At 64.4% G+C, this 25,674-nt stretch carries 20 protein-coding genes; 6 read left to right on the top strand and 14 right to left on the bottom strand.

What is annotated here, in order from left to right; translation table 11 throughout:
- Positions 1 to 25: 25 nt before the first annotated feature.
- A complete protein-coding gene (locus HS961_RS01480; protein WP_182326044.1) occupies positions 26 to 1,399 on the top strand; it encodes an LLM class flavin-dependent oxidoreductase in 1,374 nt (457 codons plus the stop codon).
- A gap of 126 nt (positions 1,400 to 1,525) precedes the next feature.
- On the opposite strand, the gene HS961_RS01485 is transcribed toward HS961_RS01480, so the two are convergent.
- The gene (locus HS961_RS01485) at positions 1,526 to 1,864 is read right to left on the bottom strand and encodes a helix-turn-helix transcriptional regulator (protein WP_182326045.1); all 339 of its coding nucleotides are present in this window, start codon (positions 1,862 to 1,864) and stop codon (positions 1,526 to 1,528) included.
- A 311-nt stretch (positions 1,865 to 2,175) separates the two neighbouring features.
- Between HS961_RS01485 and HS961_RS01490 the strand changes: the two genes are divergently transcribed.
- The gene (locus HS961_RS01490; RefSeq protein ID WP_182326046.1) at positions 2,176 to 3,576 is read left to right on the top strand and encodes a DNA/RNA helicase domain-containing protein; all 1,401 of its coding nucleotides are present in this window, start codon (positions 2,176 to 2,178) and stop codon (positions 3,574 to 3,576) included.
- 398 nt (positions 3,577 to 3,974) lie between these two features.
- Here the strand turns inward: HS961_RS01490 and HS961_RS01495 are convergent, their stop codons facing one another.
- The 11 genes from HS961_RS01495 to trpB form a co-directional block, all read right to left on the bottom strand.
- Positions 3,975 to 4,586: a peroxidase-related enzyme gene (locus HS961_RS01495; RefSeq protein ID WP_182326047.1), complete on the bottom strand. Its 612-nt coding sequence runs from the start codon at positions 4,584 to 4,586 to the stop codon at positions 3,975 to 3,977.
- Entirely contained in the window at positions 4,583 to 5,101 is a 519-nt protein-coding gene (locus HS961_RS01500; RefSeq protein ID WP_182326048.1) for a CMD domain protein, read from the bottom strand. Before HS961_RS01500 ends, HS961_RS01495 begins: the two co-directional genes overlap by 4 nt.
- 14 nt (positions 5,102 to 5,115) lie before the next feature.
- Entirely contained in the window at positions 5,116 to 6,423 is a 1,308-nt protein-coding gene (locus HS961_RS01505) for an acyl-CoA thioesterase/bile acid-CoA:amino acid N-acyltransferase family protein (protein WP_182326049.1), read from the bottom strand.
- Entirely contained in the window at positions 6,423 to 7,991 is a 1,569-nt protein-coding gene (locus tag HS961_RS01510; RefSeq protein ID WP_182326050.1) for an ABC transporter substrate-binding protein, read from the bottom strand. Before HS961_RS01510 ends, HS961_RS01505 begins: the two co-directional genes overlap by 1 nt.
- Positions 7,992 to 8,063: 72 nt before the next feature.
- Positions 8,064 to 9,101, bottom strand: a complete 1,038-nt coding sequence (locus HS961_RS01515) for an ABC transporter ATP-binding protein (protein WP_182326051.1) — start codon at positions 9,099 to 9,101, stop codon at positions 8,064 to 8,066.
- On the bottom strand, positions 9,098 to 10,135 hold the full coding sequence (locus tag HS961_RS01520) for an ABC transporter ATP-binding protein (RefSeq protein WP_182326052.1): 1,038 nt from the start codon (positions 10,133 to 10,135) through the stop codon (positions 9,098 to 9,100). The genes HS961_RS01515 and HS961_RS01520 overlap by 4 nt, the downstream gene beginning before the upstream one ends.
- A complete protein-coding gene (locus tag HS961_RS01525) occupies positions 10,132 to 11,070 on the bottom strand; it encodes an ABC transporter permease (RefSeq protein ID WP_182326053.1) in 939 nt (312 codons plus the stop codon). Before HS961_RS01525 ends, HS961_RS01520 begins: the two co-directional genes overlap by 4 nt.
- The gene (locus HS961_RS01530; RefSeq protein WP_133856796.1) at positions 11,067 to 12,041 is read right to left on the bottom strand and encodes an ABC transporter permease; all 975 of its coding nucleotides are present in this window, start codon (positions 12,039 to 12,041) and stop codon (positions 11,067 to 11,069) included. The genes HS961_RS01525 and HS961_RS01530 overlap by 4 nt, the downstream gene beginning before the upstream one ends.
- Positions 12,038 to 13,525, bottom strand: a complete 1,488-nt coding sequence (locus tag HS961_RS01535) for a SidA/IucD/PvdA family monooxygenase (RefSeq protein WP_182326054.1) — start codon at positions 13,523 to 13,525, stop codon at positions 12,038 to 12,040. Before HS961_RS01535 ends, HS961_RS01530 begins: the two co-directional genes overlap by 4 nt.
- Positions 13,522 to 14,538 carry a LysR family transcriptional regulator gene (locus HS961_RS01540; RefSeq protein ID WP_182326055.1) on the bottom strand — a complete coding sequence of 339 codons (1,017 nt, stop codon included), beginning with the start codon at positions 14,536 to 14,538 and terminating at the stop codon, positions 13,522 to 13,524. The genes HS961_RS01535 and HS961_RS01540 overlap by 4 nt, the downstream gene beginning before the upstream one ends.
- A 193-nt stretch (positions 14,539 to 14,731) precedes the next feature.
- On the bottom strand, positions 14,732 to 15,931 hold the full coding sequence (gene trpB, locus HS961_RS01545) for a tryptophan synthase subunit beta (protein WP_412101620.1): 1,200 nt from the start codon (positions 15,929 to 15,931) through the stop codon (positions 14,732 to 14,734).
- Positions 15,932 to 16,032: 101 nt separating this feature from the next.
- On the opposite strand from trpB, the gene HS961_RS01550 reads away from it, so the two are divergent.
- The 3 genes from HS961_RS01550 to HS961_RS01560 all read left to right on the top strand — a co-directional run bounded on the left by HS961_RS01550 (position 16,033) and on the right by HS961_RS01560 (position 19,662).
- Positions 16,033 to 17,544 carry a DUF2868 domain-containing protein gene (locus HS961_RS01550; RefSeq protein ID WP_182326057.1) on the top strand — a complete coding sequence of 504 codons (1,512 nt, stop codon included), beginning with the start codon at positions 16,033 to 16,035 and terminating at the stop codon, positions 17,542 to 17,544.
- A gap of 13 nt (positions 17,545 to 17,557) precedes the next feature.
- Positions 17,558 to 19,162 carry a DUF3482 domain-containing protein gene (locus HS961_RS01555; protein WP_238347742.1) on the top strand — a complete coding sequence of 535 codons (1,605 nt, stop codon included), beginning with the start codon at positions 17,558 to 17,560 and terminating at the stop codon, positions 19,160 to 19,162.
- 143 nt (positions 19,163 to 19,305) lie between these two features.
- A complete protein-coding gene (locus HS961_RS01560) occupies positions 19,306 to 19,662 on the top strand; it encodes a signal protein (protein WP_182326058.1) in 357 nt (118 codons plus the stop codon).
- 49 nt (positions 19,663 to 19,711) lie between these two features.
- Here HS961_RS01560 and HS961_RS01565 read toward each other — a convergent pair whose 3' ends face one another.
- Together HS961_RS01565 and HS961_RS01570 are read right to left on the bottom strand one after the other, a co-directional pair.
- Entirely contained in the window at positions 19,712 to 21,613 is a 1,902-nt protein-coding gene (locus HS961_RS01565; RefSeq protein WP_182326059.1) for an ABC transporter permease, read from the bottom strand.
- Positions 21,614 to 21,724: 111 nt separating this feature from the next.
- Positions 21,725 to 22,939: an ABC transporter substrate-binding protein gene (locus HS961_RS01570; protein ID WP_182326060.1), complete on the bottom strand. Its 1,215-nt coding sequence runs from the start codon at positions 22,937 to 22,939 to the stop codon at positions 21,725 to 21,727.
- Positions 22,940 to 23,313: 374 nt separating this feature from the next.
- On the opposite strand from HS961_RS01570, the gene tssI reads away from it, so the two are divergent.
- Complete coding sequence (gene tssI, locus HS961_RS01575) at positions 23,314 to 25,650, top strand: type VI secretion system tip protein TssI/VgrG (RefSeq protein ID WP_182326061.1); 2,337 nt, start codon at positions 23,314 to 23,316, stop codon at positions 25,648 to 25,650.
- Positions 25,651 to 25,674: the final 24 nt, after the last annotated feature.

Genomic DNA, 25,674 nt, shown 5'->3' on the forward strand with positions numbered 1-25,674 from the left:
AACGCAGCATGACGGATTCCATCGCATGAGCAGACAGCCCCGGCGTGAACTGCGCCTCAACAGCTTTCAGATGGCTGCGCCCTCCCACAACTGGGCCGGCCTGTGGAAGCACCCGCGCGACAACCAGGCGCAATACAACCAGTTGCGCTACTGGGCAGACATGGCCCGCACCGCAGAGCGGGGCCTGCTCGACGGCATCTTTATCGCCGATGTGTTTGGCATCTACGATGTCTACGCAGGCAGCGCCGATGCAGCCCTGGCGGCCGGTGCCCAGTCCCCGCAGCTGGACCCGACGATGCTTATCTCGGCGATGGCCCTGGTGACTGAGCACATCGGTTTTGGCGTGACATCGAGCCTCAGTAACGACCACCCCTTCTCCTTTGCGCGCCGCTTCAGCACCTTAGACCACCTGACCAACGGCCGTCTGGGCTGGAACATCGTCACCGGCTACCTGGAAAGCGGCGCGCGCGGCCTGGGCCGCGACAGCTTGCGCGACCATGATGAACGCTATGACGTGGCCGAAGACTTTATGGCGGCCATCTACCAGCTCTGGGAAGGCAGCTGGGAGGCCGGCGCTGCCGTGCGCGACAAGAACAGCGGCGTGTTCAGCCACCCGGAGCGCGTGCATGCGGTGGCGCATGACGGCCCCTACTACCGCGTGCATGGCCGGGCACTGGCCGAACCCTCCCTCCAGCGCACCCCCCTGCTGTACCAGGCCGGCAGCTCCGCGCGCGGCCAGCAGTTTGCCGGCCGCCATGCCGAGGCCTGCTTTATCAACGGCCCCACACCGGCAGCTGCCGCCAAGTCGGTGAAGGCCCTGCGCGCCTCGGCCCAGCACGCCGGCCGCGATCCCTATGACCTGCTCACCCTGCTGGGCGCCACCGTGATCGTTGCGCCCACCAAAGCCGAAGCCCAGGACCTGCGCGACGAATACCGCCACTACCTCGACAGCGCCGGCCAGCTCGCGCTGGTCTCGGGCTGGACCGGCATGGACCTGTCACAGCTCGACCTGGACGATGTGCTGCCCTTTGCGAAGACCAATGCCATCCAGTCCACCGTGGAGCACCTGACCCGCAACACGCCGCAGCCGCCCAAGGTGCGCGATCTGCTGGATTTCAGTCCCGTCGGCGCGCGGGCCCCCGTCTTCATCGGCCCGCCGGTCGATGTGGCCGACCAGATGGCCCACTGGGTCGCCGAGAGCGATATCGATGGCTTCAACCTTGTGCGCACCGTCATGCCCGAGAGCCTGGGCGCCATCGTCGACCTGCTGATCCCGGAGCTGCAAAACCGGGGTATGTTCAAGACACGCTATGAGGAAGGGACCTTGCGCGAAAAGCTGTTCCCGGCTGGGGGCAGGCTGCTGCCGGCCAGCCACCCGGGCGCGGCTTACCGGCGCTGATTTTGCAGCGGACGGTTACCTAAACCGCTCCCCATAAAACAACCCCCACCGCCCTCTAAAGAGCGATGGGGGTTCGAACATCAGTGCAGAAAGTCTGTTTCAGACTTTCCACCATTTGACAAAGAGTCATAGGCCCGCTCGGGGATTCCCATTTGGCGCACTGGATCCTTTCGGATGTCGGACGCGAAGCGGCAGCGCGGCAGCTTTTTCAAGCTCGGCGATCGTCCGTGGTTGGTAGACGAACAGGTCCTCTAACTGTATGGCGAGGCCAAGCACTTGTACAACCGCGATGACCGTCTCAAAGGAAACGTTTTTTCCCGTCTCCAGGTTCAGCACGGTCGCTTTTGACACGCCTATTCGGCTAGCGAGCTCGGCTTGTGTGAAGCCTTGGGCAATGCGATGCTTGCGCAAGCGCCCCGCGAGTTCGGCAGCGATTTGTGCCGGAGCATAAAGTCCAAGGTTCATTATTTTTCTCTTTAAGTCCAATAATGACGTTTAAGACTTAATATTTTAAGTCTTAGACTTCAGCCAGTCAAACATCTTCCCAGCCTTGTTTCCAGTGGCCGTGGCTGGGCAGAACCGGCGGGCGCTGCTGGGTCATCACGGGCTTTGCAACCTGAACAAGAGGCAGCCTCCACAGATAAAACAACCCCCATCGCCCGGCAACAGGCGATGGGGGTTCTTGCTTCAGCGCAGACAGCCGCTTCAGGCCTCAGGCATCAGCGGCTCGCCCAGGTTCAGCATCAGGCGGTTGGCCCACCCAAGCGATCGCATCCATGGATCACGATGGCATCCTGTCCAGAGGCAAGTCGACATTTGTCAAGATCTGCACCCTGCAGGAGCTGGCCAACGAGGCAATGAAATACGACCTCGACGGTCTAGAGCCACTTTCCTCCGACGGCCTCGAGGGTCGAGCCTTGCAATTGGAGACAATCGAAGCTGAAATTGAACGCGTTCAGCGCAGCGATTGGGTGACTGCAAAATCCCGGTGCAGCGAAGACTTTCGCAGGGGGATGTCAAGCATCCGAGACACTCCAGCGTATCAAACGTTCGCGAGGGAGATTGCGAATGAGATTGCATGCGTGCTGGAGGCCGATGGCGTGAGGCAGTCGGCTGAGCGACGAGATCGATACCTCAATGAGAAGCGGAAGTCCTGGATGATGTCTTTGCCTGAAATTGAGGATCGACGCGTCGTCCTTATGATTTACGACCGTTTCCGTGCCATCTTGAAGTCAATGGGCGTGCTCGGGACCGATCAGATGATCGCTGACTATTTGGGATTTCTCGATAGCAATCGCTGGGACAATATCAGGCAAAGGGAAGGTTTTGACGTTGTGTTCGTTGATGAGCTTCATTTGTTCAATCGGCAGGAGCGAATGACTTTGCATCACCTCATGCGTGAAGACGCCAAGGCGCCGGTAGTGGTCATGGCCTACGATAGCAAGCAAAGCGTTCGTGACACCTTTAACGGACTGTACGATAGCCCAGGGGGAGTAGCTGGGCTGTCCCGCGACATGCGACTGGGCGAGACCGAGAGATTCGACCTCACTGAGGGATTCCGTTACACGCCGGAGATAGCCCGCGTTCTGGAGTGGATTGACCAAGGATTCCCTGCTGCAGGCATTTCTGAAGAGCTTGGATTTGACTGGCGTCCGATCGACTTGAAGGATAAAAAGCCGAGCGGCTCGCGGCCCATCCTTGTCCGAGCGAAAAGCACGCTTGACATCTGGAACTGCGTCTTTCCCCGCGCTCGCGAGAGAGCGAAGTCGCTGCAAAAGGGTCGGCGCGTGGCAGTGCTGTGTGCAAGCGAAGTACTCTTCAAAAAATACTCTGAAGCCGGGCAATATGGTGATTGGTTTCTGCCAATCTCAGACAGAGAGCAATTGTCAAGCCTGCGGCACGCCGGTAAGCGCTTCGTTTTCAGCATGCCGGACTTCGTCGCTGGAATTCAGTTCGATACGGTATATCTCATTGAGGTGAATGACGGCGAGGTCGAAGAGGGCCCCTATTCAACAGGCGCTCTCCGTAGGTTCGTCTCGACGATATACCTAGGAGCGAGTCGGGCTGAACAAATCTTAGAGATCTACTCGTCCGATGAGCGTGGTGGTCCATCACGTGTACTGAGGCACGCAATTAATAACGGGGCATTGGATGTTATCGAAATCAGTGATCTTTAGTAATAGACGTCCCTTTGTCAATGACCTGTTGATGGTCAAGCGACAAAAGGTGAATTTCGGGCTTCAGCTAATGCCGCTGCAAACTGCAGAAGGAAGCTCCGGCCATTAGTACCTCTAAACACCCCAAAAATGGCTACTCAGCATGTGAGGCATTCCAGCTCAAATAATTGGAGAACTAGAGGACTGTCTCCGTTCGACCAAGTCCTCTTGCATTTCGCGCGCAACGACAAGAATGAGTCAACGCAAAGTCGCTGTGATAAATCAGGTTGCGGTAACGCAGTTAGCATCATTGGGGATTAGCGAGCTTTTGAACCGCAACAAGACATAGCCTGTGAAAGATTACCCCCCATCGCCCTGCAAAGAGCGATGGGGTTGGCACATCAGCGCAGAAAGCCGCTTCAGGCTTCCGGCATCAGCGGTTCGCCCAGGTTCAGCATCAGGCGGTTGGCCCAGGCAAAGATGGCGTCCGAATGCAGCAGATCCAGCACCTCGCCGTCGTTCAGGCCTTCGGCCTTGAGCGCGTTGATGTCGGCGGCGTTGATGGCGGCGGGCTGCTCGGTGATCTTGATCGAGAACTGCACGATGGCCTTTTCACGCGCGGTGGTGCCGGCGGTGGCGGGCTGCTCGAAGACCTGGGCGATGGTGTCGCTGCGCTTGGCCAGTTGATCAAAGCGCTGCGCATGCACCGAGGCGCAGTAGACGCAGCCATTGATGCGCGAAACCACCGTGGAGCCCAGCTCGCGCTCGGCACGCGAGAGGCCGCCGGGCGCATACATGATGGCGTTGAAGGCGGTGGAGCGCTCGCGCAGGATCAGCGGCTGGTGCACCAGGAACAGGTAGTAGTCCGAGGTCTTGGCCTTGGGGTGGCTTTCTTCCAGCACGGCCATCTGGTCGGGCGTGGCCTGGTCGAGCTGGACCACATCCAGCCAGGCCTTCCACTCCAGCGATTCGTTGGTAAAGCCGTGGGCGCGGATGACCTGGGCGGGTTGGAATGCGGCGGGCGTGCTCATGCGGTGGCCTCCTCGGATGCTTTCATGGCTTGCAGGCCGGCCACAAGGCGGACCTGGTAGGAGAGAAACGCGATCAGCTGCGACAGCGCCACGACAGCCGGGGTGCTGATGCCAGCGGCTGGCAGGGTGTCCAGCGCCGCCTTGTCACCCTCGATCGGGTTCTCGATCAGGGTGCGGGTGAAGGCCAGGATGGCCGCCAGGCGCGGGTCTTGCGCATCCTGGGGCTGGCCGGTCTCGGCCACGGCGATCAGCGCGGCATCCACTGGCAGCTGCTGCAGGCGTTCGCGGTAGTGGGCGACCAGCTCGGGCGCGGGGGTCAGGCGGCAGGCATAGAGCGCGACCAGCAGGCGCTCGGCCAGGCTGATGCCCGGCAGCGCCGGATCAAACAGGGCCTGGTAGCTGCCCTGGGTGGCAGCCACCACCTTTTCACGCTGGTGGCGGGCCGCATAGGTGCGGCTGCCCGGTGCCAGACCGACCAGCCGGTCGATCAGGTCATCGCTGGGGGATGTGGACATGCAAGACTCCTTGGTTATGTTTTTGCAGCGCCGGCCTGGGCCGCCACTGCGCGTTCTAGAAACTGCAGCACGCCCTGCCAGGACGCGGCATCGGCATGGGCGTTGTCGGCCGGATTGCCGCCGCCGGTGCTGACCTTGCCCGAGACCGGGTGTGCATAGACCAGCTGCGTGGTAGGCACATAGGGGAAGAGGATGGCGTGGCCGGCGCGCTCAAAGTCCAGCCACTGCACATCGTGCGGGTGCTGCACCTCGTCCAGCTTGTCGCGCACCATCTGCGAATACACGCTAGACGGCCAGGAGCCATCGTCGGTCGCCGACAGCAGCATCACCGGGCCCTGGATGCGCTCCACCGGGATGCGCGCACGCGCCACGGCGTCGGCATCGCGCAAGGCAGTGCGCATCGCGCGTTCATGGCGATGGGGCGATGGGCCTTCATCAAACGGGGCCCAGCTGGCCGTGCGGTTGTTCTCCCAGATGTGGGTGAGCGGCTTGCCGTCCAGCAGCCAGGTCGGGCCTTCGCGGCCCACCTGCGGGTCGCTGGCGTTCTGGCCGCTGTGTACGAAGGCGCTGGGCACATAGCCCACCACGGCCGATACCTGCTGCGCAAAGGTAGCCCCCAGCAGCAGCACCAGCTCACCGCCGCGCGACTGGCCGCTGAGCGCGACAAAGTCATGCGCCGGTTGCACCGTGCGGCGCAGCCATTGCAGGCCTTTTTCAAAATACTCCAACGGGGTGTTGGAGATGTAGGGCGACAGGCCCGGCGCCTTGAAATACGCCAGCGCAAAGGCCGCATAGCCGCGCGATGCATAGAGCGCCGCGCGCGGCTCGTTGATGCCGCCACCCGAGCCATTGACGATCATCACCGCCGGGTGCAGGCCGGCGCCGGCGGGCAGGTACAGGGTGCCGACCAGGCCATCCTCGCGCACCTCACGGCGGGTGACGCCGGGGGCTGCGAGCTGCTGGCTGAAGCGGGCCTGCGCCTGCGCAGTGCCGGAGCTGGCTTGCAAGCTCGTCACCAACGCATCGGTCACCGGCTGGTTGAACAGCTCGCGGCTGGTGGATGCCACCGGGCTTTGCGACCAGACCAGGCCCATGCCATCGACACCGGCATAGCTGCCGGAGACGGGGGCATCGCGGTTCAGATCGACAGCACCCTGCGCATCGGCGATGAAACGCGCCTGCGCGCGCCACAGCACGCCGCTGCGCGGGGTCTCGGCGCTGATCTCCACCGCCTCACCGGGCTGGGCGCCTTCGATACGGATGTGGCGCGCCACATCGATCAGCGCGTCCGCCTGGTCAATCGTGATGGACAGCTGGGCCATCAGGGCGCCACCTTGGTGACCATCGATGCGGTGGTGCGGTCGCTGCTGAACGGGGTGACCTTCAGGCCCTTCTTCGCGGCCCAGATATTGCGGTAGTGGAACAGTGGGATGATGCCCACATCATCGGACACCACCTTGGCCGACTGGCGCAGGATGCCCTCGCGCTTGGCCATGTCGAACTCTTCGGTGGACTCGGTCAGCGCCTTGTCCACCGCTGCATTGCTGTAGTGGCCCCAGTTGGAGGCGCCCAGGCCCTTCTTGGCATCGACCGTGGCCAGTACGTTCACCAGCGCATAGCTGGCCTCACCGGTGCCATTGCCCCAGGCCAGCATGCTCATCGCATATTCGTTCTTGTTGGCGCGGCCCGAGTACACGGCCCATGGCACCACCTCCACCTGGGTCTTCACGCCAATGCGGGTCCAGAACTGGGCCACCACCTGGGCAGTTTCCGGGCCTTGTGGGTAGCGGTCGTTGGGCACATGCATGGTCAGCTTGAAGCCTTCGGGGAAGCCGGCATCGGCCAGCAGCTTCTTGGCCTTGGCGGCATCAAAAGGAATGTTCTTGATGTCGGGGTTGTAGCCATAGGTGTTCTTGGGCATCCACTGGTTGGCCTCGGTGGCCGCGTCCTGCAGGATGCGGTCCACAATGGCGCCGCGGTTGATCGCCAGGTTCAGCGCCTCACGCACGCGCTGGTCCAGCAGCGGGTTCTTGGGCAAGGGCTTGCCGGCGTTGTCGGTGATAAAGGCATTGGGCGCCGGGTTAAAGCTCGGCTGCAGCAGCATCACGCGCAGGCCGTCGTAGGGGTAGACGGCGATATTGGGCGCGCTCTTGAGGCGGGCCAGGTCGGAGACCGAGACCTTGTCGATCACATCCACATCGCCGGCCAGCAGCGCGGCGGTGCGCGATGCGGCGTTGTTGATGTAGCGGTAGTTGACCTTGTCCCAGATCGCCTTGTCACCCCAGTAGCCATCGTTGCGCTGCATCACCACGCGGTCGCCCGGCGTGTACGACACCCATTTGTAGGGGCCCGAGCCGACCATGGCCTTGCCCGAGTTGTAGTCTTCGGTCGCCGACTTCTCGCCCACATGCTTGCTGACGATGTGCACCGAAGCCAGGTTCAGTGGCAGGTCTGGGTTGGGGATGGTGGTTTTGATGATCAGCGTGTGCGGGTCCTTGGCAGTCACCGATTCGACGGTGCGCAGGTAGCCGGCAAAAGTCGCCACGCTGCCGGGCACCGCGCGGGCGCGCTGGTAGGAGTAAATGACGTCTTCGGCGCTGAAGGCCTTGCCGTCTTGCCACTTCACATCGGTGCGCAGCTTGAACTCCCAGGTCTTGGGGTCCAGGTTCTTCCAGCTCGCAGCCAGGCCAGGCTGCAGCTTGTTGTGGTTGTTCTGTACCAGCAGATCCCAGAAGTGCAGGTCCACCGAGCGGTCGCCGGCGTGGTTGTTGAGCTGGGGGTCCATCGACGAGACCGGGTCGGCAAAACCGATGTTCAAGGTCTGCGCATGGGCAGCCAGGCCAGCGCCCATCAGGGCAGCGGTGAGGGAAGAGACGATGATGCGTTTCATGGCGAACTCCTGGTGAAACTGTGAAAACGGGGCATGCAAATACGGAGAAAAAGGCGGCGCTCGGGTGAGCGTTCAGGCGTCGTTCAAATGGCAGGCGCTTTGGTGCTGAATGGCGATGCCCTTGAGCTGGGGCGCCTCCACCTTGCAACGCGGCATCGCACGCGGACATCGCGGATGAAAGTGGCAGCCGCTGGGTGGGTTGAGCGGGCTGGGGATTTCACCCTGGATCGCCGAATAGGTCTTGTGGCGCGCGTTCATGTTGGGCACCTCGGCCAGCAAGGCCTGGGTGTAGGGGTGGTTGGGCCGGGCAAACAGCTCCTCCACCGGCGCAGTCTCGATCACGCGTCCCAGGTACATCACCACCACCCGGTCGCAGATATGCTCGACCACACCCAGGTCATGGCTGATGAACAGATAGGTCAGGTGCAGCTGCTCACGCAGGTCCATGAACAGGTTCAGGATCTGCGCCTGGATCGACACATCGAGCGCAGCCACCGCCTCGTCGCAAACCAGCATGCTGGGTTGCACCGCCAGTGCGCGGGCAATGCCGATGCGCTGGCGCTGGCCACCGCTGAACTGGTGCGGGTAGCGGCTGCGCAAGGCCGGGTCGAGCCCGGCGCGCTCCATCTGGGCACACACATAGTCATCAAAACCGGCCTGGTCGACCAGGCCATGGATGCGGGCCGCTTCGCCCACGATCTCGTCCACGCGCAGGCGCGGGTTCAGGCTGGCGTACGGGTCCTGGAAGATCATCTGAATGCGCAGGCGCTCGGCATGGCGCTCGGCCGGCGTCAAACGGGCCATGGCCTTGCCGGAGAACAGCACTTCGCCATCCGACGGGGGCAACAGCCCGGCCGCCATGCGGCCCAAGGTGGACTTGCCGCAACCGGATTCGCCGACCAGGCCCACCACCTCACCGGGGCGCACCAGCAGATCGACCTGGTCCACCGCTCGGGTAACGGGGTGCGGCTTTTCCAGCCCCAGCTTTTGCAGCAGGCGGCCGCCGATGCCCGGCTTTTGCTCGCCAAAGCGCTTGCTGACCTGGCGCAGCTCGACCACCGGGGTGTCTGCCGCGCTGTCCGCCACTGGGGGTTTCGTCATCTCGTTCATACGCGGGCCTCCAGGCCTTGCGGCGCGGTGGCACCAGGGGTGCTAACGGCGCTGGGGGCGCTGGCGGTCAGCGCCGGGTGAAAGCAGCGCACCAAGCGGCCGGGCAGCGGCTCGGTCTGCTCGGGCTGGGCCTGGCAAGCAGCGGTGGCGCGGGCGCAGCGGGCGGCAAAGGCGCAGCCCGGGGGCAGCTGCAGCATATTGGGCGTCATACCCGGTATCTGCTGCAGGCGGCTGCCGCGCCGGTTGTTGGCCGGCAGGCTGCCGATCAGGCCGGCGGTATAGGGGTGCAGCGGGCTGTCCAGCACGGCATCCACACCGCCTTGCTCGACGATGCGGCCGGCATACATGACAGCCACTTCATCGGCCAGACCGGCCACCACCGACAGGTCGTGCGTGATCCAGATCAGCGAGGTGCCCTGCTGGCGTGCCAGCTTCTGCACCTCGGACAGGATCTGCGCCTGGATGGTCACATCCAGCGCTGTCGTGGGCTCGTCGGCAATGATCAGATCGGGCCGGTGCAGCATGGCGGTGGCAATGGCCACGCGCTGGCGCATGCCGCCCGACAGCTGGTGCGGGTAGGCCTGCAGGCGCTCGTCGGGGCTGGCAATGCCCATCATCGCCAGGGTCTCACGGGCTCGCTCACGTGCCTGGGCCTTGCTGGCCGAGGTGTGGGCGCGCACCGCCTCGATCATCTGCGTGTCCACGCGCAACACGGGGTTGAGCGTCATCATCGGGTCCTGGAAGATCATCGCGATGCGGTTGCCCTGCAGCTGGCGCAGCTCGCGGGGTTTGATCTTGGTGATGTCGCGGCCCTGGAACAGCACCTCACCGCCGGTCACGCGGCCCGGTGCATCGACCAGGCCCATGATGGAAAAACCGGTGACGGACTTGCCCGAGCCGGACTCGCCGACCAGGCCCAGGATGCGGCCACGCTCCAGGGTGAAGGACACATCATTGACCGCGCGCAGGGTGCCGGCGCGGGTCGCAAACTCGGTGCGCAGATTGCGCACCTGCAAGGTGGGCACGCTGCTCATCGGGTGTTCCTCGGGTTCAGGACATCGCGCAGGCGGTCGCCCACCAGGTTGATCGCCACGATGGTGACCAAGAGCGCAATGCCGGGGTAGAAGCTGATCCAGTACTGGCCCGAGAGCATGAACTGGTAGCCATTGGAGATCAGCAGGCCCAGCGAAGGCTCGGTCACCGGCACGCCCAGGCCCAGAAAGCTCAGGGTGGCCTCCAAGGTGATGGCGCGGGCGATCTGCAGGGTGCCGATCACGATCAGCGGTGGCAGGCAGTTGGGCAGGATGTGGCGCACCATGATGCGCCAGTTGGGGATGTCCAGGCAGCGTGCCGCCTCGACATACTCGCGCCGGCGCTCGACCAGGGCCTGGCCGCGCGCGGTGCGGGCGTAGTAGGCCCATTCCAGGATCACCAGGGTCAGCACCACATTGCCCACGCCCTTGCCCAGGTAGGCGAGGATCATCATCGCCACCAGGATCGAGGGGAAGGACAGGATCAGATCGACCACGCGCATGATGATCGTGTCCGTCTTGCCACCGGCATAGGCGGCCAGCAGGCCCAGCAAGGTGCCGACCACACCGGCAATCAGCGCCGAGCCCACGCCCACCAGCAGGCTGATGCGCAGGCCATAGAGAATCGCAGAGTACAGATCGCGGCCCTGGCCGTCGGTGCCCAGCATGTAGTGGAAGCTGTCCATGCCATTGGCCGAGCCTGGCGGCAGGCGTGCATCGAGAACATCGAGCTGCTGCAGGTCATAGGGGTTCTGCGGCGTGATCCAGGGAGCGACCAGCGCCGCCAGAATCAGCACCACGGCGACGACGAGGCCGAACAGCGCCAGGCGCGAGGCCATGAAATCCGCCACATGCGCGCGCCAGGGCGAAGGCTGGCGCAGTGCCGCTGCCGGGGCCGTTCCTGTGGGGGTGTTGGCTGGGGTGTTGGTGCCGCTCATGCTGCGCCCTCCAGGCGCACGCGGGGGTCGAGCACCTTGTACAAGATATCCACGATCAGATTGAGCGTGACAAACAGGCAGACCACCACCACCAGGTAGGAGACGATGACGGGACGGTCCAGCGCATTGATGCTGTCCAGAATCAGCTTGCCGGCGCCCGGCCAGGAGAAGATGCTCTCGGTCACCACCGCAAAGGCGATGGTCGAGCCCAGCTCCAGGCCCAGCACGGTGACCAGCGGAATCATCGTATTGCGCAGCACATGCAGGCCCACCACACGCAGTGGCGACAGGCCCTTGGCGCGGGCAAATTTCACATAGTCCAGCGGCAGCACTTCACGCACACCGGCGCGCGTCAGGCGGATCACCAGCGAGATCTTGAACAGCGACAGGTTGATCGCCGGCAGCAGCATGTGGCGCAGGCCATCGGTGGTCAGAAACGACCACTGCGCGCCCAGGAACTCCACGGTCTGGCCGCGCCCGCTCGACGGCAGCATGCCGAGCGAAACGCTGAAGGTCATGATCAGCATCAGACCCACCCAGAAGGTGGGCAGCGAAAAGCCCACGATGCTGCCGGCCATGATGGATTTGGAAAACCAGCTCTCGGGGTAGAGGCCGGCCAGCAGGCCCAGCGGCACGCCCAGCACCACGGCGATGACCAGCGCGGCAATCGCCAGCTCCAGGGTCGCCGGCAGGCGCTGCAAAATCAGCTCGATCGCCGGCACGTTGTAGACAAAGCTCACGCCCAGGTTGCCCTGCAGCGCACCGCCGACAAAGCCCAGGTACTGGCGCCACAGCGGCTGGTCAAAGCCCAGTTGGGCGATGATGCGCGCGCGCTCGACCTGGTCCACGTCCTGGCCGATCAGAATATCGACCGGGTTGCCGATGGCATGCAGGCCCACGAAGACGATCACCGTCATCAGCAGCACCACCACCAGGGCCTGCGCAAGGCGGCGCAGCAGCCAGCCGATCATGGTGCGTCCGCCTTGTCCAGCAGCGCAGCGGCCTGGCCGGGCGGCTCGGCCGGCGTCCACTCATCGCCAAACACCTCGGGGTCGCTGAAGGCCTGCAGCTTCTCGAAATGCCACTGCACATCTTCGGCATACAGGCGACTGCTGATGCCCTGGGCCAGGCGCTCGGCGCCCACGCTGATCGCAGGAATATCGCCGGACACCGTGCCATGCGTCAGCGCAGCCGGATACGAGAACGCATGGATGCGCTCCAGCCCCGGGCAGGCGCCGGGAATCTTTTGCTGCAGCTCGAAGGCCGGGCCCAGGTCGGGCGAGTCGGAGAGCTCCTGGTCGTCCTCGCCCTCGGGGTGGCGGTAGCGGTCACCCCAGTTGCGCACATGGGCGGCAAAGGGGGCAAACTCGCTGCGCGCATTCCAGTCGATGCGAAAGCCGGTGGAGAACACGACAAAGTCCAGGTGGAACACGCCCTTGGAGGTGTGCACGCGGATCTCGTCGCCGGTCCATTCCATGCGCTCGATCGCGCAGCCCAGGTTGAAGCGGGCATTGGTATGGCGCGACACGCGCAAGGTGCTGCCCCGGGGTGGCGGCACCTGCTGCACATTGATGTAGTGGCGGATCTTCCACTTCCAGTCGTCAGGCAGGTGCAGATGGCCATGGGTCAGGCCCGGGCTGCCGGCGCCCTTGCCCTTGTTGACGCGCGGAATATCGCTGCGGCGGATCAGCAGATCGACGCTCGCAGCGCCGCTCTCCAGCGCGGTGGCGGCGCTGTCCATGGCCGAAGCACCAGCCCCCACCACGCCGATGCGCTTGCCAGCCAGTTGGGCGTAATCGGTGCTGTCCGAGGAATGCGCCCAGCGGTCGCGCGGCAGGCTGCGTGCCATCTCGGGCACATAGGCGCCGCCCAGGCCATCGCGGCCGGTGGCCAGCACCACATGGCGCGCCAGCACCTTGCGTGCGCCATCGGGGGTTTCCAGGTCGAGCTGCACCACACCATCGGCGCCGCGCGGGCGCACGGCCAGTACCTTGTGGCCGTTGTGCACCGGCAGCGCCAGCACCTGGCGGTACCAGCGCAGGTAGTCCATCCACTGCAGGCGCGGGATCTTGTCGAGCGCCTCCCAGGCCTCCAGGCCAAACTGCGACTCGAACCAGGCGCGGAAGGTCAGCGCCGGTTTGCCCAGCGCCGGGCCGGTGAGCTGCTTGGGCGAGCGCAGGGTTTCCATGCGCGCCGTCGTCGCCCAGGGGCCTTCAAAGCCGGCGGGCGACTGGTCAAAAATCTCGGCAGGGACGCCCATGAAGCGCAGCGCCGCGCAAGCGGCCAGGCCCGACATGCCGCCACCGATGATGGCAACGGGCAGAATCGGCTCGCCCTCGAGCGCGGTTTCGGGCACCCAGTCCTTGGCGGGCAGGTCCAGCCAGGCCAGGTCCTGGCGCACCCGTGCTTCGAGTGCAGCCAGCCCAGCGGGCGGCAATTGGCGGTCGTCGTTCATTCGTGGTTCTCTAAAGGTTCTTGTGCGCCAGCAGCGGGCCGGTGGCCCTCTGGCAGCATTTCTTCCAGCAGCGCGGCGTGGGCGCGCGCGTCATGCAGTACAAAGCCGGGCAGCAGCGCCTGCGCCACCTCGGTCAAGGCCTGGCACAGCGCATCCATCGCCGGCGTGCAAGGCGTGGCCTGCTGGCTGACCACACCAAACAAAAAGGGGATCTCGGTATCGAGCGGTCGCACCACCACACCCTGCAGCGGCAGGCCCAGCGCCGTCACCGGCTCCAGCACCGAGACACCCAGGCCCGCGCGCACGGCCGCAATCGCGTTCACCGAGGCATTGGTTTCCATGAACTGGGTCTGGCCGGGCAGCTCGCCAGGGCGGGCGGCGGCAAAGGCTTCATCGAGGCGGCCGCGCAAGCGGTAGGGGTTGGCCATGGTGATGATGCGGCGCTCAGCCAGCGCCAGCAGCGGCACCACATCGAGCGCAGCCAGGGGGTCCGCTTCGGGCAGCACTGCCACGCAGGGCGCACGGCCAATCCAATGCACTTGCAGGCCTCTGTGTTCTAGCGGCAAGCTGCTCACGCCCAGCTGGGCGGCACCCGTCAGCACGCCTTGCGCCACCTGCTCGGGCGATGCGCTGCGCAGCTGGATGTGCGAGATGCTTTGCGCCATCGCGCCTTCTAGCCGCGCCAGCGCTGCAGGCACCAAGCCGGCGGCCAGCGCCGGCGTGGCCAGCAGGTTCAGCGGGCGCTGGCTGCCGCCTGCGATCTCGCGGGCGCGCTGGCGTATCTGCTGCAGGCTGTGCAGCGCATGGGCCACGTCCTCATACAGCAGAAAGCCTTGTTCATTCGGGGTAATGCGCGGGCCATTGCGGCTGAACAGCGCATAGCCAATCTCCTGCTCCAGCTCCTGCACCAGGCGGCTGATCGCCGGCTGCGAACGACCCAGCATGCGGCCGGCGGCCGTCACGCTGCCGGTCGAGATCACGGCCGCGAAGGCCTCAAGCTGGCGAAGTTCCATGGTGTTGAATGCGAAAACCGCATTCTGAAGCATTGAGTATGCACTTCACAAATACTAAATCGACATATCCAAATACCTCCAGCGTATTTACCCGAGTACGCGGGGGCTCGCCCGCTACGGTGCAGACGCAAAAAAGGGAGCATGCGCTCCCTGTGTGGCGGCCGTTTCCGGCGGTTTTTAGCTCACATTTCGCTCAGAGCCCCAGCTTCTTGGCCACGTAATCGGCGTCCTTGTCGCCCCGGCCCGAGAGGTTGACGAGGATATTCACCCCCTTGTCCAGCTGGGGTGCGATGCCCATGGCCCAGGCGACGGCATGGGCACTTTCCAGCGCCGGGATGATGCCCTCGACCCGCGACAGCGTCATGAAGGCGTGGAGGCAGGCCTTGTCGTCCACAGCCTGGTAATCAACCCGGCCCAGGTCCTTGAGGTAGCTGTGCTGCGGGCCCACGCCAGGGTAGTCCAGGCCCGAGGCGATGGAATGCACGGCGGCAGGGCTGCCATCGGCGTTCTCCAGCACATAGCATTTCATGCCATGGATGGCACCTGGCTTGCCCACCGACAAGGTGGCGGCATGCTTGCCCGGCTGGTCCACGCCCTCGCCCGCCGGCTCCACACCGACCAGCTTGACAGCGGCATCGGGCAAAAAGGCGCTGAAGATGCCCATCGCATTGGAGCCGCCGCCCACGCAGGCCGCCACATAGTCGGGCAGCTTGCCGTGGCGGGTCTGGAACTGCTCGCGCGCCTCGCGCCCCACGATGGACTGGAAGTCGCGCACCATCTTTGGAAACGGATGCGGGCCCACCACCGAGCCAATCGCATAGAGGTAGTTCGTCGGGTCCTTGAGGTATTCCACAAACGCGCTGTCCACCGCCTCCTTCAAGGTCGCCTGGCCAAAGGTCACCGGCACCAGCTTGCAACCCAGGATGCGCATCTTCGTGACGTTGGGGTGCTCCTTCTCGATATCGACCTGGCCCATGTGGATCTCGCAGGGGATGCCCACCAAAGCGCAGGCCGTCGCCAAGGCCACGCCATGCTGGCCAGCGCCCGTCTCGGCAATCACCTTGGTCTTGCCCATGAACTTGGCCAGCAGCGCCTCGCCCAGGCAGTGGTTGATCTTGTGCGCGCCCGTGTGGTTCAGGTCTTCGCGCTTCAGGTGGATCTGCGCGCCACCCAGCTGTTCCGAGAGTCGCTTGGCATGGAAGATGGGGCTGGGGCGGCCCACATAGTCCTGGAACAGGTGCTTGAGCTCATCCTGGAAATCCTGGCGCTGCACGATCTGCTCGTAGGCCTCGGCGATGTCGTCCATGGCCTGCTTCAGATGCGGAGGCACCAGCTGGCCGCCGTAGTCACCAAAGAAACCGTTGGCATCAGGCATCTCCGCAAAGTTCATCATTGTTGTCATTGGCTGCTTCGTTATGAGGATGGCAAACTTGGTTGATACCACAGCGTCCCCGGCTACAGCTTGCAGGTTTTCCCGATGCCACAATAGCTGCCATGAAAGCTGACGCCGTTCGTGACATCGCCCTGGCCCATGCCATCGAGACCTCGCCGCCCCATGAGGCCCTGCCCAGCGCTGCGCGCTGCGAGGCCATCACGCAGGAGGTGCTGCACACCTTGGGCAAGCCGGCGCTGGGAGGCAAGGCCGGCCAGGCCGTCTTTGCCCAGTTTCTGCAGCAGCGCGCCAAGCGCATCATCCAGGCCAGCCAGCTGCCTGCCGATGTGCGCCAGCTCTGGCAACACGCCCCGGGCCTCGCGCGCTGGATGCCGCTGGCCATCGGCCTGTTGGCCCTGTGCCTGGGCTTTGCCAGCCACCGCATCACCGATCCGCACCGGGTCGATCTGCTGTCGCTGTCCTTGATGGGCATCGTGCTGTGGAACCTGCTGATGTATGCGGTGTTGCTGGTTCGCAGCCTGCTGGGCCTGGCGCGGCGCAAGCCCGCCCGGGTAGCGCCCTGGGAGCCCGCACAGCAAGCCGCCACCGGCGCCGCCCCCAGCGCCCCGGTGGCCGACGAGCACCCCGGCTGGCTGGCCCGCCTGCGCGGCAAGGCCATGCCCGCGCTGCGCGGCAGTGGCCTGCGCAGGATGGCGCTGCGCTTTGAGCGCAACTGGTGGCAGGCGAGCGAGGGCGTGCGCAATGCCCAGCTCTTGCAGTGGCTGCACCTGGGTGCGGCGCTGGTGGCCGTGGGCGCACTGGCCTCGCTCTGGCTCACCGGCTTGACCAAGGAATACCAGGTCGGCTGGGAGAGCACCTTTCTGTCGGCCGCGCAGGTGCAGCACTGGCTCAATATTCTGTTCGCCCCCACGCAGTGGCTGCAGTGGACGGCACCCTGGAGCCTGGCCGACATCCAGGCGCTGCAAGGCTGGGTGAGCAGCGGCCTGCCAGCGGCCCCCGCTGCAAGCACCGATGCCATCGCGGCTCCCGCCTCCAGCGTCGGCGAGCGCTGGGTCTGGGCCTATACCGCCTTGCTGGCGGCCACCGTGGTGGTACCGCGCTTGCTGCTGGCCCTGTGGCAGGGGCTGCGCGCGCGCTGGCGCCGCCAGCACCTGCAGCTGCCGCTGAACCAGGCCTACTTTGCCCGCCTGCAGCGCGACTTTGGCGGCCTGGCCACACGCCTGGTGCTGCTGCCCTTCAGCATGGATGTGACGCCCGAGCGCCGCGCGGCGATCGACCACCATGCCATCGGCCTCTATGGCGCTGGCGCCCATGTTGACTGGCTGCCGACCCTGGCCTATGGCGCGCCGCTGCCAGCGGTTGATATCGACCCGGCAGCGCAGGCGATTGCGCTCATCAGCCTGTCGGCCACGCCCGAGGCCGAGGTGCATGGCGAGCTGCTGACCCAGCTGCGCAACCGCCATGGTGCCAACGGCCAGCTCTGGCTCTGGGCCAGCGATTTTGCCGCCCGCAACGCCGGCGCACCCCGCCGCCTGCAGGAGCGCGAGGCGCTCTGGCAGGAGTTTGCCCACCAGCATGGCTTTAACGCCCAGCTGATCACCACCGGCGCCTGACGAGACCCGCACGATGACCGAGATGACCAACGATCCCCAACTCCCCGCGCCCCTGGCACCCGATGCGATCGGCGCCAGCGACCAGTCGATTGCCTGGTGCCTGCTGTCGCACACCAACATCGGCAAGACCACCTTGGCGCGCACCCTGGTGGCCGAGGACATTGGCGAAGTGCAAGACGCCGCCCACGTCACCAGCCAATCGCAGCGCTACCTGCTGCAGCGCTCGGACCAGGGTGATGAGCTGTGGCTTTGGGACACGCCGGGTTTTGGCGATTCGGTGCGGCTCTACAACCGCTTGAAGCAGCAGGGCAACCCGTTGGGCTGGTTTCTGTCAAATGTTTGGGACCGCTGGCGCGACAAGCCCTTCTACATGAGCCAGCGCGCCTTGCAGGCCGCGCGCGACCATGCCGATGTGATGCTCTACCTGGTCAATGCCGCCGAAGACCCGGCCGACGCCGGTTACTGGGCCAGCGAGATGCGCATCCTGCAGTGGATGGACAAGCCCGTGCTGGTGCTGCTCAACCAGATCGGCAGCGACACCACGGCCGCGCAAACCGCTGCCGACCTGCAGCGCTGGCGCACGGCGACGGCCGAGTTTGCCGGCACCGTCCGCTCGGTGCAGGTGCTCGATGCCTTTACCCGCAGCTGGTGGCATGAGAAGCAGGTGATGCAGTCCATCGCACCGCTGCTGCCCGATGCCAAGCAGCCAGCCTACCAGCGCCTGCTGCAAACCCGCGCAGCGCGCCAGCAGCAGCGCGAAGCGGCCAGCTTGAAGGCACTGGCCGAGCAGCTGCTGCTGGCAGCTACCGCGCAAGAGACGGTGCAGGCCGGTGACAACAAGCTTTGGCAGCGCGCCTGGAGCAAGGTGAGCGGCTCGGTCGCCCAGGCCATCCGTGGCAGCGGCGCTGAGGGCGCCGAATTGAGCCCCGAGCAGACCGCTGCGATGCAACGCCTGACCCAGTCACTGCAGCAGGCCGACCTGGCCAGCACCCAGGCCTTGCTGGCCTTGCACCAGCTCGACGGCCAGGCGGCCAGCCAGATCCAGCAACAGCTCAAGGACCACCTCAAAACCAGCACACCGCTGGACCCGCAGACAGCCAGCCTTTGGGGTGCGCTCACGGCCGGCGCTGCCACCGGCTTGGGCGCCGACATGGTCGCCGGTGGCATGACCCTGGGCGCTGGTGCGCTGGTGGGCGCCTTGGTGGGCGCCGTCACCTTTGCCGGCGCCGCCTGGAGCGCCAACAAGATGTTTGACCAGCAGGCCCAGCGCTTTCACCTCTCACCCGAGTACCTCAGCGCCTTGACCGGCCAGCTGCTGCTCAAGTACCTGGTGATCTCGCACTTTGGCCGGGGGCGCGGGCGCTACACCAGCCCCAGCGCACCGGCGCAGTGGAGCGAGGCGGTGCAGGCCGCTGTGCAGCTGCGCGCCACGCAATGGCAGCAGCAGTGGAAGGCGCTGGGCAGCCTGCCGCCTGGCGACGCGCTGAGCGATGAGGCGCGTGCCGCCTACCTGCAGGCATTGCAGCTGCAGCTGGGTGACTGCCTGCACCAGGCGCTGAACCGCCTCTACCCCGACATGGATCGATCGGCAGCCAGTGCTGATACAAATACTCAATAAAAACAAGCAATTACAAAATAACCAGCGATAAGCAACATCAATTCGCATTGACCCGGTTGTTTTTTGTGGATGCCCGCCGCAGCATGGAACTGCCATGGCCCTGCGGCCTGGCATTCCGACCAACATAACGACAGGAGAGTTTTATGCGCAACACCTGGAAAGCCTGGATCAGCGGTATTGCCCTGTGCAGCACCGCTGCCGTTTTTGCCCAAACCCCGGCAGCAGGCACGGCACCGGCCGCCAAACCGGCGCCAGCCGCCAAAACCACCGCAGCGGCGCCTGCTGCCGCACCAGCGGCTGCAGTAGACAAAGCCAAGGCCAAGACCCCCGCCCCCGGCGGCGGTGCCGGCAAGGTCTGGGCCAATACCAATTCCAAGATCTACCACTGCCAAGGTGACCGCTACTACGGCACCACCAAGCAGGGCGAGTACATGACCCTGGCAGATGCCAAGGCCAAGGGCATCCAGCCCGCCAAGGGCAGCAAGGCCTGCAACAGCTGATCAGGCCTACCCCAACACACTCCACCCCGCGCACCCTGGCGGGGCTTTTTTATGCCCCGCGCCGCTGCAGCAGCCACTGCCACCAGCGCTTGCCGTAGCCGGCAATGCCCTGCGGGAACAGCAAGACCAGCAACAAAATCACGGCGCCCAGGGTGGCGCGCCAGTAGTCGGTGTTGCGCGCCACCGCATCGTGCAGCCAGGTAAAGCTGAAGGCGCCCAGAATCGGGCCCACCAAGGTCTGCACGCCACCCAACAGCACCATGACCAGGCCATCGACCGACTTGGCCACCGACATAGTCTCCGGCGAAATACTGCCCTTGGAGAACGCGAACAGCGCGCCCGCCAGCCCGGCCACCGAGGCGGCCAGCACAAAGCCCATCCACTGCACCTTGGCCACCGCAATGCCAATGGCCTCGGCGCGCAGCGGTGCATCGCGGCTGGCGCGCAAGGCATAGCCCAAGGGGGCATACAGCACCCGCCACAGCGCCAGCACCCCGGCAGTAGCCAACAGCAAGGTCAGCAGGTAAAACCAGCGCTTGTCCTCCAGCCAGGCCACCGGCCAGACACCCGTCAGCCCATTGCTGCCGCCGGTGACCGAATCCCACTGGAAGGTGGTGGCCCAGATGATCTGCGCAAAGGCCAGGGTCAGCATCGAGAAATACACCCCCGTCAGCCGCACCGCAAACCAGCCCGTGAGTACGCCGCCCAAGGCCGCCAGCAGCGGCGCCAGCAACAGCGCCCACAGCATCGGCAGGCCGGCCGCGTTCAGCAGCAGCGCCGCGCCATAGGCGCCCAGGCCAAAAAAGGCCGCATGGCCAAAGGAATGCAAACCTGCCGGCCCCATCAAGAAATGCAGGCTGGTGGCAAACAGCGCGGCAATGACCAGGTCCACCATCAGCACCAGGGTATAAGACTGCGCATCCACCACCCAGGGCAGCGCCAGCAAGCCCAGCAGCACGGCCGCGCCAACAGCCTTGAGGGCGGTCGGCGGCGCACGCAAAGGTTGCTCGCGCAGGCCATGGCTGCGGCTGGCGGCCTGCGGCTTGCCCAGCAGGCCCCAGGGGCGCAGCACCAGCACCACGGCCATCACCAGAAAATCAGCAACCAGTGTGAGCTGCGGAAAAGCGATATCGATTCCCGCTATCTGCACCACCCCCAGCCAGATGCACAGCGCCTTGACGGTGGACACCAGCAGTGCCGCAACAAAGGCGCCAGTGAGCGATCCCATGCCGCCGACGACCACAACGACAAAGGCCGAGCCGATAGTCTGCAGATCCAGCTCCAAGGTGGCGGGCTCGCGTGGCAGCTGCAGCGCGCCGCCCAGCCCGGCCAACGCAGCGCCCAGCGCAAATACCGCTGTGAACAACCAGGCCTGGCGCACGCCCAGCGCGCCGACCATTTCGCGATCCTGCGTGGCGGCGCGCACCAGCATGCCAAAGCGGCTGCGGTGCAGCAGCAGCCAGGTGGCGCCCAGCACCAGCGGGCCCACAGCGATCAAGAACAGGTCATAGGTCGGAAAGGCGCGGCCCAGAATATCGACCGCACCGCCCAGCCCCGGCGCGCGCGGGCCCAGCAGCTCATCGGGCCCGCAAAGCCAGAGCACCGCATCCTTGATCACCAGCACCAGCGCAAAGGTGGCGAGCAGCTGAAACAGCTCCGGCGCCTTGTAGATGCGACGCAGCAGCAGCACCTCGACCAGGCCGCCCAGCAGCCCCACGGCGATGGCCGACAGCGGCAGCGACAGCCAGAAACCCCAGCCGCCCCCCAGCGGCGCCATGGCCTCGGCCAGCGCATAGGCCGCATACAGGCCCACCATGTAGAAGGAGCCATGCGCAAAGTTGACGATGCGGCAGACGCCGAAAATCAGCGACAACCCCGCAGCCACCAGGAACAGCGACGAGGCGCCGGCCAGGCCGTTGAGCAGTTGCACCAGCAGACCGGAAAAACTCATGCGGCATCCTGCGCTTGTGGCCATGCCTGGCCGTCATGCCGCCCCAGCCAGGCGGGCAGCGTTGCCCGCAGACTTGCGGTAAGTGCGGGGGCCAGGCAGCGTTCCATCACCTTATTGCGGGCGCATCTTGCGCACTTCTTCGTCGCTGGGCAGGTAGTCCTTGCCATCGCGGTAGACATAGTCCACCAGCTCGCCCTTGCCGCCCACGTTCTTGAGCTTGCCGACATAGGCGCCCATGGTGGACTGGTGGTCTTGCGCGCGCCAGGTGATGGGGCCAAAGGGCGAAACCACCTGCAGGCCTTCAAAGGCCTTGATGAGCGCATCGGTATCGGTGCTGCCGGCCTTCTTGATGCCTTCGGCCAGCGACTTGATGCCGGCATAGCCGACGACCGAGCCCTGGCGCGGATAGTCCTTGTACTTGGCCTGGTAAGCGTCAAAGAAGGCCTTGTGTTCGGGCGTCTTCAGGCTGTGTACCGGATAGCCGGTGACGATCCAGCCATTGGGCGTTTCGGCCTTCAAGGTGTCGAGGTACTCGGGCTCGCCGCTCAGCACGCTGACGACGTTGCGGTCCTTGAACAGGCCGCGCGTATTGCCTTCGCGCACAAACTTGGTCAGGTCGGTGGCAAACAGCACGTTGAAGATCGCATCGGGCTTGGCATCGGCCAGCGCCTGCACCACGCTGCCGGCATCGACCTTGCCCAGCACGGTGGCCTGCTCGGTGACGAACTCCACATCGGGCTGGGCCGCCTTCATCTTGGCCTTGAAGGTGGCGACCGAGGACTGGCCGTATTCGTAGTTGGGGTAGACCAGGGCCCAGCGCTTTTTCTTCAGCTTCAGCGCCTCTTCGACCAGCATCGACACCTGCATGTAGGTGGAGGGGCGCAGGCGGAAGGTGTAGGCATTGCCGTTGCTCCAGACCATCTTGTCCGTAAGCGGCTCGGTGGCCAGGTAGAAGAACTTGCGCTGCTTGGCAAAGTCGGTCAGCGCCATGCCGGTGTTGGACAGAAAACCGCCGGCCAGCACATCGACCTTTTCACGCGCGATCAGCTCCTCGGCCACGCGCACGGTGTCGCCCGGATTGGCGTTGTCGTCGCGGGTGATCAGCTCCAGCTTCTTGCCGTTCACGCCGCCCGCGCGGTTGACCTCATCCACCGCCAATTCCATGCCGCGCTTGTAGGGCTCCAGAAACGCGGGCTGGTTCTTGTAGCTGTTGATCTCACCGATCTTGATCACACCAGCCGCCTGGGCAGCCGAAGCCCCCAGGCCAGCGAGCAGCAAGGCGCTGGCAGTGCGGGACAACAAAGGGGTGCGGGCAGAAATACGCATGCAAAAGTCTCCAGGTGAGACCGGCCTCGCAGCGGAGGCAGGCGCTGATATTCAGGCCGCTATTGTGACGGCTTCCGCGCGCTGGCCGCGTCCTGGGTGGCAAAGGTCCGCATGCATGCGGCGCAGGCCTCGGTTTTGACCGCATGGTGCGACAGGTTTTGCAGCCTGCTGCGCAGCGCCCAGGCACCCAACAGCGAGGGATGCTTCGCAACGCCAGGAAGTGAATGCTTGGCGTCCATCAGGTCCCCCGCACACCTGGCATAAGCGCTTGGTTATTGATTTAAAAACACAAATCATTGCTAAGTTATTTATTGCTATTAGCTATTGTTTAACTATCATCGATTCGGTTTTTCATCCACGGCCGGGTCACGCATATGGTTAACCGCACGTTTGTCGCGCACAGCCCCTTGGGCGAGCAGTTGCAGTTTCGCTCGCTGGAGGGCAGTGAGCAAATCTCCCGCTTGTTCGAGTACCGGGTTCGGCTGATCAGCGAATCCCAGGGCATCTCCGCCAAAAGCCTGCTGGGCAAGGACATGAGCATCGAGATCGATCTCACGACCGAGATCCATGGCGGCGACACGCGCTTTCTCTCCGGACAAATCACCCAGTTCAGCTTCACTGGCAAAGATGGCGCGTTCTACGCCTATGAAGCGGTACTGCGCCCCTGGTTGTGGCACGCCACCCGGCGCACCGATTTCAAGATCTTTCAGTGCAAGACAGTCCCCGAGATCGTCCAGGAAGTGCTGGCACCCTATGGCTTTGTGATCGACCAAAAGCTCATTGGCGAGTACCGCAACTGGAAGTACCTGGTGCAGTACGGCGAGAGCGACTTCAACTTTGTCTCGCGCCTGTTGGAAATGGAAGGCGCCTATTTCTTCTTCGAGCACCACAACGGCAGCCATACCTTGGTGCTGGCCGATGACATTGGCAGCCACCGCCCCTTGCCCCAAGGCGCCAGCACGCACCCCTACTACCCCAGCGACCGTGCCGCGCAGGTGCGCGACGAAGATTTCGTGGACAGCTGGGTCTTTGCCGAAGACATCGCATCAGGCCACTTTGCGGCCGACGATTACAACTTTGAGCGCCCCCGCGCCATTCTGGACACCCGGCAGCAACAGCCAGCAGGCCATAGCGAAGACAGCCGGGAGCGCTTTGACTGGCCCGGCGGCTACACCGATGTGACCGATGGCGAGAACTATGCCCGCGTGCGCATCGAGCAGCAGCAGGCCCAGCGGGAGATGGTGCAGGGCGATGGCAATGCCCGCAATATGGCGCCCGGCTACCTGTTTACTTTCAGCAAGTACCCGCGCAGCGACCAGAACAAGGAGTACCTGATCGAGTCGGCCTCCTACCGCTTTGCAGAGAACGTACACCGCAGCGACGGCGGAGGCGCAGACCATGGCGCCAGCTACCGCATCCGCTTTTCGGCCGTGCCCAAAAGCACCGCTTACCGCAGCCAGCGCAGCACCCCAAAACCCAGCACCACCGGCCCCCAAACCGCCGTGGTGACCGGGCCGCCCAACGAAGAGATCTACACCGACAGCTTTGGCCGCGTCAAAGTGCAGTTCCACTGGGACCGTTATGGCCAGAAAGACGAAAACTCCAGCTGCTGGATTCGCGTCTCCCAAACCTGGGCTGGCAGCAACTACGGCAGCATGCATATCCCGCGCATCGGGCAAGAGGTGATCGTTGATTTTCTCAACGGCGACCCCGACTACCCCATCATCACCGGCCGCGTTTACAACGCCATGCAGATGCCGCCCTGGGACTTGCCGGCCAACAAGACGCAATCGGGCATCAAAACCCGATCCAGCAAGGGCAGCGCCCCCGGGGCTGGAGAAAAAGACGGGCCAGGCGATGCGAATGCCATCCGCTTTGAAGACAAAAAAGGCCAGGAGCAGCTGTGGCTGCATGCACAAAAGGACCAGCTCACCGAGGTTGAGAACGATGAGGACAAATGGGTGGGCAATGACCGGCGCAAGGTCATCGACCGCGATGAGTTCAACACCATCCACCGTGACCGCACCGAGGTGGTGGACCGCAACGAGAAGATCAATGTGCACGGCTGGCGCACCGAGGAGGTGGACCTGGATGAAACCCTGACCGTCCACCAAAACCGCCAACGCCGCGTCGATCTGAAGGAGGCGGTGGACATCGGCATCAGCCGTGACAAGACCGTGGGCCGCAACGAGACCGACAGCATCGGCAACAACTGGTCCATCAACGTGGGCTTGCTCAAAACGCAAACCATCGGCATGGCCTATCTGCAAAACGTCGGCGCCCTCAAGATGATGAACATCGGCGTGAACTACATGCAGAACATCGGCATGTTCATGCAAACCCATGTGGGGATGAACCAAAGCCTGAGCGTGGGCGAGAACCAGAGCACCAAGGTGGGCAGCAAGCAGACCACCCAGGTGGGCGAGCAGTATTCGCTCACCGTTGGCGGCGGCGATGGTGGTGGTGGCTCGGGGGGTGGCGCTGAAGGCGCTTCTATGAACATCGTCAGCCCCGGCGGTGAAGGCAGCGGTGGTAGTGGTGGCGGCAAGGCCTCCAACATCCGCATGACGGGCCAGAACGTCACCGTCACCGCCGCCAACATCCGCCTAGAAGCCCAGCAAGAAATCATCTTCAGCTGCGGCGACAGCACCCTCAAGATCACGCCCGGCCGCATCGAGATCCTGTCGCCCGAAGACCGCCTGAACTGCTAATGCGTTCACAGCAGCCCTCATCTC

The sequence above is a fragment of the Comamonas piscis genome, from assembly GCF_014109725.1.
In the GTDB taxonomy this organism is placed as follows: Bacteria; Pseudomonadota; Gammaproteobacteria; order Burkholderiales; family Burkholderiaceae_C; genus Comamonas; species Comamonas piscis.